This window comes from Nocardia sp. NPDC055050, from assembly GCF_053608345.1.
The window spans coordinates 17,028-29,563 of sequence record NZ_JBSGVG010000029.1 but is presented as its reverse complement, the minus strand read 5'-3'; the positions used below and the strand labels follow the sequence as shown (position 1 = coordinate 29,563).

Sequence of the window (12,536 nt, the reverse complement as noted above, 5' to 3'; positions counted from 1 at the left end):
GCCGTCCGCGGCGGGGCAGGGGTCCGGCGATCGTCGAGGTGAGGTTGATGGGTACAGAGGTAGATCCGGCAGGACAGGATGTGATGGCCGACCATCCTGAGCTGGACGTGTTGCCGGTATGGCCGCAGGAAACCATCGCAGTGCTGGTGACGACCGACGCGGGGCCGCACGCCATCCCGGTGTCGTGGCCGGTACGCGCGGACGACCGGCGGATTCTCCTCAGTTTGAAGTCCGATCGTGGTTCGCTGGCACGGTTGCGGGCACAGCCTGAGGTGGCGTTGCTGATTCTGGGCGGCGGCAATGTGGCGCTGTGTGCGCGCGGCCGGGCGACGGTCATCGCCGAGCAGATGCCGTCGGCGCCGGATTACACCGCGGTGCAGCTGGACGTCGATGTGATCGACGACCACCGGCAGTCCGCGTTCGCCGTCGACCGTGGCATCCAGCGCACCGTCCTCGACGACACCGAATTGCGGGCGCTGGAGGGTCGGGTCGAGACCCTGCGATCCTGGGCCGACAACGGGCCCGCAGCGTAAGTTCCTCTACGGCACACCATCTGGACAGAAGGGTTTTCATGAGCGTCACACTCGCCAAGGGCGGCAATGTCTCGCTGTCGAAGCAGACCGACAACCTCACCAAGGTGGCGGTCGGTCTCGGCTGGGACGTGCGTACCACCACCGGTGCCGACCACGACCTGGACGCCAGCGCGTTGGCGACCGGCACGAACCTGAAAGTGCTCTCGGACCAGCACTTCGTCTTCTACAACAACCTGCGCTCGCCGGAAGGCACCATCGAGCACACCGGTGACAACCTGACCGGTGAGGGCGACGGGGACGACGAGATCATCAACGTCGATCTGGCCGCCACCCCGCCGACGATCACCAACATCTTCTTCCCGGTGTCGATCCACGACGCCCAGGCCCGTGGTCAGTCGTTCGGCCAGATCCGCAACGCCTACATCCGCGTCACCGACGCGAACACCGGCGTGGAACTGGCGCGCTACGACCTGTCCGAGGACGCGTCCACGGAGACCGCGATGGTGTTCGGCGAGCTCTACCGCCACAACAGCGAGTGGAAGTTCCGCGCGGTCGGCCAGGGTTACGCCTCGGGCCTGGCTGGCATCGCCCGCGACTACGGCGTGAATCTCTGACCAACCACGACAGGAAGGCGGGCGACCGAGTGTCGCCCGCCTTCGTCGTGCTCGCTGTCATCGCGATTGCGTGACCGGCACCCGTCGTGGCGGGACCACGCCCGCCTGCTCGAGCAGCGCGAAGTACTTGCGCAGCATCAGTACGGCGGTGGTGGCCAGGCCGGCCGTCAAGCCCCACCAGACCCCCGCCGCGCCCAGGTGCAGCGGGAAGGCGAGCAGCAGCGCTGAGGGCAGGCCCACGCCCCAGTAACCGACCAGTGACAGCCGGAAGCCCGCGGAGGTCTCCTTCAGACCACGCAGGAGCCCGGTGCCGATGTTCTGGGCGGCGTCGAAGAATTGCAGCACGATGCCGATGAGCAACAGGGTGTGCGCGATGGCGACGGTGCCGGTGTCGGTGGTATCGAGGAACGGTGCGAGCACGATGTCCGGGGCGAGCACGTAGACAGCGCCGGTGACGATCGCGATCACCGCGGCCATCCGCAGCGCCAGCCAGGCCAGCGCCCGCGCGTGCCCGAATTCATCGCGCGCGACCGCATCGCTCACCAGGATCGACGCCCCGTGGGACAGCCCGATCGCCATCTGGAACACGATGTAGATGATCTGGTAGACCACATTGTGCGCGGCCAGCGCGGCCGGCCCGAAGCTGCCCATCACCAGCGCGAGCACCGAGAACATGCCCGCTTCCGAACCGTAGGTGAGCGCGATCGGCGTGCCGAGGCGCAGTTCCTCGCGCACGGTCGCCCAGCGCACCGGCCACGGCGTCGAGGGCAGGGTGCGGCCGAGTTGCTCGTCGCGGCGCACCATCGCCCAGAACACCCCGAAGGTGATCAGGAAGACCAGCGAGGTCGCGATGCCGACACCGGTCAGGCCCATCGCCGGAATGCCGGCCCAGCCGTGGATGAAGGCCAGTGCCAGCACCAGATTCAAGGCCACCGAACCGAGCGTGACCAGCAGCAACGCCTGGGGCCGCTGCATGCCGACGGTGTACTGGCGCAGCACCTGGAACCACAGACACGGCAGTAACCCTGGCGCGAGGGCGATCATCATCGGCCGCGCCGCGTCGAGCACACCGGCATCCTGGCCGAGCCACGGCAGTACCCACCCGAGCCCGATCAGCAGCGCGCCGCCGAGCAGTCCGGCGATCGTCGCGATGACGAATGCCGCCCGGACCACCGCGCGCACTTCGTCGTCGGCCGAACCTCCGCGCTTCCCGGCCGCGCCGAGCGCGCCCGCGATCTGATTCCCGGTGCCGGTGATCAGCCCGACGCACATCGTGCGGATCTGGTTGAACAGCACCAGCGCCAGCCCGCCCGCGGCGACCTCGCGCACACCGAGGGTGCCCATCAGCGCGAGATTGGTCGTCGAGACCGCGATCTGCGCCAGTTGGGTGAGCGCGATCGGCGTCGCCAGCCTGGCCAGCGCGCTGCTATCGGTCGCCGTGCCGTTCACCCACCCGCTCCGTGGTTCGTCTCGCGCGCGATCGCGCTCACCTGACCTCCATCAATTCGTCCTGGCGCCGCAGCGGTGAATAGCGGCGCAGCAGGGTGGTCACTTCCGCTTCGGCGGCGGGATCGAGCAGGTCGCGGGCGCTCATCCAGTCGTCGTCGAACACGGTGTCGAGATACTTCTCGCCACCATCACACACGATGGTCACCACGGTGGACCCGGCCGGGAACTCCTCGAGCCGCGCCAAGGCATTGTGCACCGAACCGCCCGCCGAACCACCGATCAACAGACCGTGTGTCCTGGCGACGGCGCGGGTGGTGGCGAAGGCGTCGACGTCGCTCACCTTCACACCCTCGTCGAGCAGGGCGTAGTCGACGGCGGTGCCGATGGTCGCGCCGGGTGGGGTGCCGGTGCCCGACTGCCAGTACGGTCCGCCCTCGCCGCCGAAGGCGATGGATCCGACCGGCTCGATCCCGATCACCCGGGCGGGCAGGCCGAGGTCGCGCAGCCGGGTGGCGGTGCCGAACAGGGAGCCGCCGGTGCCGACCGCGGAGAGCAGGATGTCGACCCGTTCGACCTCGGCCAGCAATTCCTCCGCTACGGCGTAGTAGCCGACGGCGTTGGCGTCGTTGTTGTGCTGTTCGGTGAAGTACGCGTCGTCGCGGGCAGCCGCCATGGCCTCGGCGAGGTCTTCCCGTGCCGAGGTGGCCAGCTCGTCGTCACCGTCGTCGGCGACGAACACCAGGTCGGTGCCCATGGCTCGCATCGCGCGCAACTTGTCCTTACAGGCGTGGTTGTCGACCACGGCGGTGAATCGATAGCCACGTTCGGCCGCGACCACCGCCAAGCCGAGTCCGGTGTTGCCGGACGTCGACTCGATGATATGCCCGCCATCGCGCAGCAAACCTCGCCGCTCCGCGTCGAGCACCATCGAACGGGCCATTCTGATCTTGGCGGCACCGGTCGGATTGAACTGCTCGAGCTTGAGCAGCAGCCGCGTGCCGGTGTCGGTGACGGCGAGTTCGAACAGGGGCGTGCGGCCGATCAGGTCCGTCACGCGCGTGACGAGAGCCATGGGTTGTTCCTCCATCGGATCGAGAGCTCGGGTGGATCAGCGGGCAGTGCTGTCCAGGCTCCAGCGCAGTCGGTCCGCGCCTGGGCGCAACACCACCTTCGGCGGGAGCGGGAGTTCGTGGAACGGGGACTCGTTGGAGTCCATCTGATACCCGGCGGTGTTCGGGTAGACGAGCAGGTCGCCGGTTCGTGCGCGGCGGGGCAGCGGGATGCGCCGTCTGCTGAGCAGGTCGGACTCCAGACAGGTGGTGGCGCCGACGCAGGTGGGGGTGAGGTGGCCGGCGCTTTCGGGCCACAGCACGGGATCGGGCAGGTATTCACTGTCGAACCACTGTTCGGACAGGCTGAGACTGGTGCCGTCGACGGTGAGGATGTCGTACGGGCTTCCCTGTGCGGTCCGGGTTTTCACGCCCTGGACCCGGAAGACGGAACTTCCCGCCCGGTCGAGCAGGGCCCGGCCGGGCTCGACCGCGAGCCGTATTCCGTTGTCGCGCAACAGTCCGGCGAGGTCGTTGTGGGAGAGAACGGCGTCGAGCATGGCCGCGCCGGGAGCCGGGAAGTGATAGGGGTAGTAGTCGCCGGGCGGATTCGTGTGGAACCACTTGTCGCTGAGGGTGTTCTGGAACTCGGTCCACGCCGAGGCATCGAGATAGTCGACGCCGAACCCGCCACCGATCGAGATCGTGTCCGCCCGATGGCCGTTGGCTCGTGCGCGCCTGCAGTGCCCGACCAGCGCGGCCGCCTGTTCGGAGCGGTCGACAGCGTCATAGCCGGACAGGTGGAAACTGAAGCCCGACAGCGTGATCGGTGCACCGATGGCCTGGATCGCTTGTTCGAGCTCCATCGGGTCGAGCCCGAAGCGGCTGGTCGAGCCCTCCGGCAGTACCCGGAGCAGCACTCGCACCGGCAGTTCGAGCGCGGCGAGCCGGTCGAGTTCGTCGAGCGCGTCGATCGCGATCAACGACCCGTGCCGAGCCGCCAGCCACAGCAGCTCGTCGGACTTCGCGGGCCCGGTGACCATCAGGTCCTCGCCGCGCACCCCCTGCCCCAGCGCCGCGACGAGTTCTCCGGTGCTGGCGACATCGATCCCCGCCCCGCTCTCCGCGCACGCCCGAGCCACGCACGCCGCCTTGTTCGCCTTCTTCCCGAAGTAGACGAACCCGTCGACGTCTGCCTCGGTGAAGACCGACTGAAACGCCCGGATATTCACCGCGACGCGCTCGGGGAACAGCACATGAAACGGTCCACCGACCGCGTCGGCGATCTCGCGGAGCAGGCGGGGATCGGCGAGCAGCCGCTGTTGCGCCACGTCGGTGTGAGCGGGCATCGGCGGTGCGCAATGCGTCGGCCGGTCGGTGGTCGCCGACGGCGCCCGGTCGACGACGCGGTCCTCGATGTGCGTCGGGCTCGGCGGAACCCGCGCGTCGGATCGCGGCGCGGCCTGCGGGGTGCTGTCCCCGGTGACCCCGGGCTGCGCACCCGTCAGTCCCACAACGGCACCTCCGTGCCACGTCCTTCGGCGATCGCCCTGGCGGCCAGTGCGTGCGCGACCGCGATATCGGTGAGCACCAGTCCGCTGTTGTAGACGAAGATCTTCTCGTCCTCGGTCCGGCGGGCCACGGCGCTGCGGGTGAGCACTTGCGGCAGTTCGGCATCCACCGAACGCAGCGTTCCGTCGGGTCCGGCCATGTCGGTGCCCGTCAGCGCCATCTGCGCCGCGCTGGTGGCGACGACCCGATCGGCCTCGACCAGCGTCGACGGCGCCAGACCGTAGCCCACCAGCACCGCCACCGAACCCGGTGCCAGATGCGAGGATTCCAGGGCCACCTCGGTGCCGGGTCCGGCCGTGGCCAGCACCACATCGGCGGAGGCCGCCGCCGCGTACGGGTCGTCGACCACGTCGAGCAGCGCGTGGGGCGCCGCGTCGGCCAGATGCGAGTGCACGGCGGCCAGTCCCTCGGGATGAGTGCCGTACACCATCAGCTTGCGCAACTGCGGGTTCGCGGCGAGCAAGTGTGGCAGCGCATTACGTCCCTGGGTACCGGTGCCGATGAGCAGCACGCTCTCCGCCCCGCGTCGCACCGTCTCGCGCACCAGCAGTGCCGACACGGCGGGCGTACGCAACGCGCCGACCCGCGCGCAGTCCATCATCGCGATGGGGGCGCCGGTGGTGTCGTCGTAGAGCGTGATGGTCGTGTAGTACCGCTTGGTGCTGCGGTCGTGACCGGGATCGAATTTGTAGGAGGTCTTCATGGCCACCACGCGCCGGCGCCCGTCGCGGCCCAGCATGGCGTAGGACACCGACGAGCCGCCGGGGTCCGCGACGCTCAGCTTGCGTGGATTATCGGATTCGCCCGCCGCGAAGGCGAGATAGGCCTCCTCGACGGCGCGCACCACTTCGGCGGGGCTGATCGGTACATCGGCCAGGTCGCTGCGGGAGAGGACGCGCAGCCCGATCCCGCGGTCACGGTTGTTCAACGGATCCTCGTTCATCTGCCATGCCCCGCTCTGCTGTCCGATCAGCGGTCGCCCGGAACGGCGCGACCACACGTTGGCCATACCCATTCTCGGACGACTCCTGCGCGCGCCGACGGCGTTCGGGCAGTCGGACGTTGATGCGTTTGAGCCAGCGGTCGGTGCCGTCGTAGCGCGCGCGGAACGGAACGCGCCCGTGCACGGCCACGTCGTTGTCCACCAGCAAGAGCTCGCCGGGGGCCAGCGCGGGGGCGTGACTGACCCTGGCGAGTTCGGCGGTGAGCCTGGCGTAGGCGGCGCGGAAGACTTCGTCCGCATCGTCGATCGGGGTGTAGGCGGGATCGTAACGTGCTGTGACAGCGTCATTTTCGTCGAGCCACAGCGTCGGCAACGGTGCGAGCTGATCGAAACCGGTGCCGTAGGAGACATCGGGCAGGATCGGCAGCGTGGGGGTGGTGAGGGTGCGCAGGTCCTCGCCGGACAGGCGCACTTCGCGCACCGAGGAGACCGTGGTGGCGACCCGGTCGGGGTTGCGCAGGCAGGCCAGCATGAGCAGGTTCGCGCGCTGAGCGTGGAAGGCATCCTCGGTGTGCGGGCTGAGCAGGGTGGAACTGCTCGCGCCCGACTGCTCGTCCTCGTGGCCCGCGGCAGGCACGATGTTGTTGACCAGCCTGCCGTTCTGCTGGCCCTGCCAGCCGAACGGCTCACCGGCACAACGCCCGAGCAGCAACATCACGATGTCGAGTTCGAGCGAGCCGGGATGCGCGTGCTCGGCCGCGGCCTGCCAGTGCTGCGGGGTGGGACCGAAATCGGCGTCGTCGACAGGCAACCCGCGCACCACGGTCGCGCCCGCGGCGGTGGCGGGCGGTCGAACGGCGTGGCGCAGGCTGTCGGGCAGGTCGCCGACGCGCTCGGTGATCCGGGCGATCAACGCGGGATCGTGCAGGGTCGTGGTGTGTGGTGCGTCACCTAATCGGTGCCGAATATCTGTCGCGAGCGATCGGAGCGCCGTCGCGGCGTCGGGATCGAGCTCGCGGTATTCGATGTCGTGCTGGTGAATCGTCATACGTTCGGAGAGAACGCTTTTCACCGGTTTCCCTTCTTCGCATCGGTCGAAAGCGGGTGAACTTCAGGCTCGATGTGCGAAGGTAGTGCCTGTCGTGTGATTAGGCAAGACTTACCTAATGCGTCGGCGAGGGAAATAGCCGATCCATATAACGTAGCTTCCTACCCGAGTTGGCGAAGTGAGCGCTGACCGGGGTGTCGCGGGTCGCTGCGGTTCGGTGACGGTCGAAGTGAAGCTCCCCACTCGGAACCTCTTTTAGGCTAGCCTCGCCTAGTTTGCGGCGTCGGGAAAGGGGTTTCGGCGCACGCGGTTCGAGGAGGCAACACGATGGGTTTCACTCGCAGGCAGCTCTTCCAATCCGGCGTCGGCGTCACCGCACTACTACTGGCGGCGGCATGCGGCACCGATGATCGGTCCGCCACCGCGCAGCGCGGCGGCACGCTGCGAGTCGGCGCGCTCGGCACGGCCGCTCGCAGCGAACGCGACCCGCACGCCAACCTCAGCAACGACAGCGACTTCCTCATCGCCTCGCTCGTCTACGACGCACTCACTGTTCCCGGCGCGGATCCGACCGTCACCCCGCGCCTCGCCTCGCGTTGGGAGCCCAGCGCGGACAACCGCAGCTGGACCTTCACCATCGCCGACGGCGCGACCTTCCACAACGGTGCGCCGGTGACCGCCGACGACGTGGTGTGGTCGATGCGACGCCTGCGCTCGGTCGGTGGCGCGTCGAAGATGCCGGTGGCCGAGAACGACATCGTCGCCGACGGTCCGAACCGCGTCGTGTTCACCATGCCCGCACCCAATACCCAACTGCCGCTGCTGCTTCGGCTGATGACCTTCACTGTGCCGAAGGACACCACCGACTTCACCGCCGCGATCGGCACCGGCCCGTTCCGGCTCGAGTCCTACCAGGGCGGCAACGCCCGGCTGGTGCGCAACGAGCGCTGGCACGGCACCCCGCCACTGCTCGACGCCATCGAGGTGACGATGTTCGACAGCGTCACCGCCCTGGGCAACGCGGCGCTGGGCGGGCAGATCGACCTCGCTTCCAATGTGGGCGCGATCGCAGGCCGCACCGCCGCGGGACGCGGCGACCTGCAGGTGATCCGGCGCGCCGACGACACCATGCTCGGCGTGGCGATGCGTGCCGCCGACGGCCCGTTCGCCGATGCCAGGGTGCGCACGGCGTTGCGTCTCGGTGTCGACCGGACCGCGCTGGTCAACCAGGTGCACTCCGGCTACGGCACCGTCGCCGCCGACGTTCTCGGCACCGCCGACCCGCTCTACGACACCACGCTGCGCCGCGACCGCGACGTCGAACGCGCGAAAACCCTGCTGCGCGAAGCCGGGTTCGACACCGGCCGCAGCTACCCGTTCGTGACGAAGGCCGAAGTTCCGGGCGAGGTCGAATCGGCGAAGGTGATCGCCACTCAGCTCGCCGAGATCGGCGTCCGGCTCGACGTGCAGGTGGTCGAATCGGCCGCGTTCTACGACCAGACCTGGCTCAACGCACCGCTGTACACGGTGTCGTGGGGGACCAACGACTCGGTGCTGTTCCTGGCCGACAAGCTGATGACCTCGGGCACCAACCGCAACGAAACCGCCTTCCGTGACCCGGAATTCGATACCGCCGACGCCAAAGCCCTTGCCGCGTCCGGCGAGGACTACACGCGTGCGGTGCGCGAATTGCAGCGCATCGAGTTCGAGCGTGGCGGCTATCTGGTGTGGGGTATGGCCGACGGTGTCGACATCGCCGCGTCGACGGTGCGTGATCTGCCGACGCTCGGCGGTTTCGCGCGCCTCCAGCTGGAACGTGCCTGGCTGGCGTGAATGTCATGAAAACCTTTGCCCTGCCGATGGTGCGGCGGATCGTGCTCCTGGTGACCCTGCTGGCCATCGTGTACGTCGCGGTGGATCTGCTGCCGGGCAACGCGGCGCGGGCGGCGCTCGGCAGGGACGCGGATCCGGCCGCGCTGGCGGCGAAGGAGCACGAGCTCGGCCTGGATCGCGCGCTGCCGGTGCAGTTCCTGGACTGGATCTGCGGGGTACTCACCGGAGACTTCGGGCAGACCGCCCGCGGGAATTCGATCGGTGCGCTGCTGGCCGACAAGTTCCCGCAGACTCTGCTGCTCGGGGGGATCGCGTTGCTGCTGACCATCGCGGTGTCGCTGGGACTCGGCTGCTGGTGGGCGATGCGTCCGACCGCGCTCGGGGCGCGAATTCTGCAGCCCGTCAGCACTGTTGCCGTGGCGGTACCGGAGTTCGTCGGTGGCACGATGCTGATCCTGGTGTTCTCCCTGGCCACCGGATGGCTTCCGGCCGTGACCATTACCGGCCGATCCGGCTTTCCCGTCGGCCCCGAGATGCTGGTGCTTCCGGTGCTGGCGCTGGCGATTCCGCAGATCGGCTGGAACGCCCGAGTCGTGCGCTCGGCGCTGCTCGATGTCGCCGCGGCTGCGCATGTGGAAAGTGCTGTGCTGGAAGGGCTGCCGACACGCACGATCCTCTTCCGGCACATGCTGCCGTTCGCGGCGCCGACCATCGTCGCCGGATACGCCACCTCTGTCGGGATGCTGTTCGGCGGTGCGCTGGTGGTCGAGACGCTCTTCAACTATCCCGGTGTCGGCGCCGTTCTCGCCGGGTCCGTCGCCGACCGTGACTCCACCATGGTCGCCGCGGTGGTCGCACTGACGGCGATCGTCATCATGGCGCTGCTCGCGATCGCCGACATCGTCCGGGCGTGGGCGTCGAGGAGTGCGCGATGAGCAAGTCCGACGCGGAAGGCCGAGCGGTGGTGTCCAAGTGGGGCGCCTACTCGGTGGCGGCCGGTGTGGGACTGGTTGTTCTGCTCGCGGTGGCCGGGCCGCTCTTCGCGCCCTACCCGGGGGACGCAGCCGTCGGGATGCCGTTCGCGCAGCCGGGTGGGGGAGCGTTGCTCGGGACGGATCGGCTCGGCCGGGATGTGTTCAGCCATCTGCTCACCGGCGGCACGCAGCTGCTGGCCGTCTCCGCGGTGATCGCGGTGGCGGTGACCGTGCTGTCGGCCGTCCTCGGCGCGATCGCCGCCGTGCGCCCGCGTGCGGGCAAGATCATCGAACTCTGCGGCGATCTGGTGATCCTGCTGCCCGCGGTCCTGGGCATCCTGCTGGTGCTCACCGCATGGCCCCAGGGTGGTGTCACCGCGCTGATCGCGGTGTCGCTGCTCTTCGGAGTTCCCTACTGCGCCAGGATCTTCGCGGCGTCCGCCTCGACCATCGCGGCCTCCGGCTACGTCGAAGCCGCCGTCGCCAGTGGAGAATCCCTGTCCCACCTGGTCTTCCGCGAAATCCTGCCCAACCTGCGCGCCGTCTTCACCACCCAGCTCGGCCTGCGCTTCGTCGTCGCGGTGTATCTCGTCAGCACCATCGCCTTCCTCGGCGTCTCCGCGCTCGACCCCGACAACTGGGCGATCATGGTCCGAGACAATGCCTCCGGGCTGCTCCTGAATCCCTGGGCGGTGCTGGCACCGAGCGCTGCCATCGCCATCGTGGCGGTCGGTGTGAATCTGGTGGTGACCAGTGGGCCCAGGACCCGCCAGACCCCGAAAACCGCATCGGATGCGGTCGCCGCGGCCGGGGTTGCGACGGCTGGCGCTGGATGCGGGATCTCGGTGGTGGATTCGGGGGATGCGGTGGCGGTGGACGCGTTGAGCGTTGTCGCTGACAGCGGGGCGGTGTTGCTGGCGCCGTTGTCGTTTCGGCTGAAGTCGGGGACGGTCACCGCGCTCACCGGTGCATCGGGTGCGGGGAAGTCGACGGCGATGCGTGCGCTGCTCGGACACCTGCCCGCCGGGGCTCGCGGGCAGGGCGCCGTGCTTGTCGCGGGACAGGATGTGTTCGCGCTCGACGCGGGCGCGCTGCGCGCATTCCGTCGTGAACAGATCGCCTACGTCGGCCAGGATCCCGGCTCCGAACTCAACCCGCTGCTTCGCGTCCGGGCAGTCCTGGCCGAGGCGGCTCCCGGCACCTCCGACGCCGACCGCCTCGCCGTCCTCGCGCAAGTGGGTCTCGATCCCACCCATCTCCGCCGTCGCTGCGCCCGCCTCTCGGGCGGGCAGCAACGCCGTGTCGCCCTGGCCCGAGCCATTCTCCGCCGCCCCCGGATCCTCGTCCTCGACGAACCACTCGCAGGTCTCCACAGCACTCTCCGCACCGAAATAGCCCAGCTGATCGCGACTCTCGCCACCGAGAACCGCACGGCCGTCCTGCTCTCGGGCCACGACACCGACGCGATCCACGTCATCGCCGACTCCGTGATCGAGCTCGATCCACCCGGTGATCGGCCGGTGAATGTCGCTGCCGTGGTGACTGATCCGGTGCGCGCCGAACACCTGTCCGACGAGCGCTCGGGGGCGACCGGCCGTCGACCCGTCGATCCGGCGGCCGAGGGTGCGGTGAGCGGGACAGCATCTCGAACCAACGGCTCGGCGGGCGCCGACGAGGTGATCGCCTTGCAGGCCGCATCGATCAACGCCGACGCGGGCGGCCACAGGGTGCTCGAGAACGTCGGTTTCAGCCTGTCCCCGGGCGCGGCCCTTGCTGTCGTAGGGCCGTCCGGGGCGGGTAAGACCACGCTCGCGCGGGTGATCGCGGGTTTGCACCCCGACGCCGGCGGATCGCTGGATGTGGGTGGTGTGCGCGTTCCGGTGGGAAGCGGGCGCCGGATCAGGGTCGGCGCCAACGGGATCCAACTCGTCACCCAGAACCCGCGCGCGGCGTTGAACCCGCGCCGCACCGTCGAGCAGACCCTGGCACGCCCGTTGCGCCGCATCGCGCGAGTCACCGGACCCGAAATCCGCACCCGCGTCAGCGCTCTGCTCGCCGCGGTCGACCTCCCCGCCGACCTCGCCGGCCGCCGGCCCCATCAACTCTCCGGTGGTCAACGTCAACGAGTGGCCCTGGCCCGCGCCCTCGCCGCCGACCCGGCCGTCCTGATCTGCGACGAGATCACCACCGCCCTCGACACCGAAACCGCCACGGCCATCATGTCCCTGCTCGACCGCCTCCGCGCCGACCGGGCCACCGCGATCATCCTGATCAGCCACGACATGACCCTGGTCCGCGGCCACTGCACCGACCTCCTCGTCCTCGATCAGGGCCGAGTAGTCGAAACAGGCACCCCGGAAACAGTTCTCACCACCCCGACCCACCGGGCCACCGCGGCGCTACTCGGCTGATACCACCCTCGTCGAACCAGCCAGCGGTTTCGCCCGCAGCTCGTTCGTAGCCGGACAACCGGATTCGCGGGGAGCTGAGAAGTGGCTGTGAGATGTGCGCAAAGCGCGCT

The 12,536-nt window shown here is 69.0% G+C and carries 10 protein-coding genes; 5 read left to right on the top strand and 5 right to left on the bottom strand.

Annotated elements, in window-relative coordinates; all coding sequences use genetic code 11:
* Positions 1-47 precede the first annotated feature (47 nt).
* Together ACWGCN_RS25595 and ACWGCN_RS25590 are read left to right on the top strand one after the other, a co-directional pair.
* A complete protein-coding gene (locus ACWGCN_RS25595; protein ID WP_378993162.1) occupies positions 48-533 on the top strand; it encodes a hypothetical protein in 486 nt (161 codons plus the stop codon).
* Between the two features lie 38 nt (positions 534-571).
* Entirely contained in the window at positions 572-1,147 is a 576-nt protein-coding gene (locus ACWGCN_RS25590) for a TerD family protein (RefSeq protein ID WP_378993159.1), read from the top strand.
* Between the two features lie 57 nt (positions 1,148-1,204).
* Here ACWGCN_RS25590 and ACWGCN_RS25585 read toward each other — a convergent pair whose 3' ends face one another.
* Genes ACWGCN_RS25585 through ACWGCN_RS25565 form a run of 5 tightly spaced genes read right to left on the bottom strand, consistent with a single transcriptional unit; the run spans position 1,205 to position 7,208 of the window.
* Positions 1,205-2,596, bottom strand: a complete 1,392-nt coding sequence (locus ACWGCN_RS25585) for an MATE family efflux transporter (RefSeq protein ID WP_452453364.1) — start codon at positions 2,594-2,596, stop codon at positions 1,205-1,207.
* A gap of 37 nt (positions 2,597-2,633) precedes the next feature.
* A complete protein-coding gene (locus ACWGCN_RS25580) occupies positions 2,634-3,668 on the bottom strand; it encodes a PLP-dependent cysteine synthase family protein (protein WP_378636088.1) in 1,035 nt (344 codons plus the stop codon).
* A 36-nt stretch (positions 3,669-3,704) separates the two neighbouring features.
* Positions 3,705-5,159, bottom strand: a complete 1,455-nt coding sequence (locus ACWGCN_RS25575; RefSeq protein ID WP_452458863.1) for a Y4yA family PLP-dependent enzyme — start codon at positions 5,157-5,159, stop codon at positions 3,705-3,707.
* Entirely contained in the window at positions 5,150-6,160 is a 1,011-nt protein-coding gene (locus tag ACWGCN_RS25570) for an ornithine cyclodeaminase family protein (RefSeq protein ID WP_378636093.1), read from the bottom strand. The genes ACWGCN_RS25575 and ACWGCN_RS25570 overlap by 10 nt, the downstream gene beginning before the upstream one ends.
* A complete protein-coding gene (locus ACWGCN_RS25565) occupies positions 6,132-7,208 on the bottom strand; it encodes a TauD/TfdA family dioxygenase (protein WP_378993155.1) in 1,077 nt (358 codons plus the stop codon). Before ACWGCN_RS25565 ends, ACWGCN_RS25570 begins: the two co-directional genes overlap by 29 nt.
* 327 nt (positions 7,209-7,535) lie before the next feature.
* Between ACWGCN_RS25565 and ACWGCN_RS25560 the strand changes: the two genes are divergently transcribed.
* From ACWGCN_RS25560 to ACWGCN_RS25550, 3 genes are read left to right on the top strand one after another with little or no spacing between them, the layout of a single operon-like run.
* Positions 7,536-9,041 (top strand): ABC transporter substrate-binding protein, encoded by a 1,506-nt coding sequence (locus ACWGCN_RS25560; protein ID WP_452458864.1) that lies wholly within the window; start codon positions 7,536-7,538, stop codon positions 9,039-9,041.
* A gap of 5 nt (positions 9,042-9,046) precedes the next feature.
* A complete protein-coding gene (locus tag ACWGCN_RS25555) occupies positions 9,047-9,976 on the top strand; it encodes an ABC transporter permease (RefSeq protein WP_449970447.1) in 930 nt (309 codons plus the stop codon).
* Positions 9,973-12,426: an ABC transporter ATP-binding protein/permease gene (locus tag ACWGCN_RS25550; RefSeq protein WP_452458865.1), complete on the top strand. Its 2,454-nt coding sequence runs from the start codon at positions 9,973-9,975 to the stop codon at positions 12,424-12,426. Before ACWGCN_RS25555 ends, ACWGCN_RS25550 begins: the two co-directional genes overlap by 4 nt.
* The last annotated feature ends 110 nt before the right edge of the window (positions 12,427-12,536 follow it).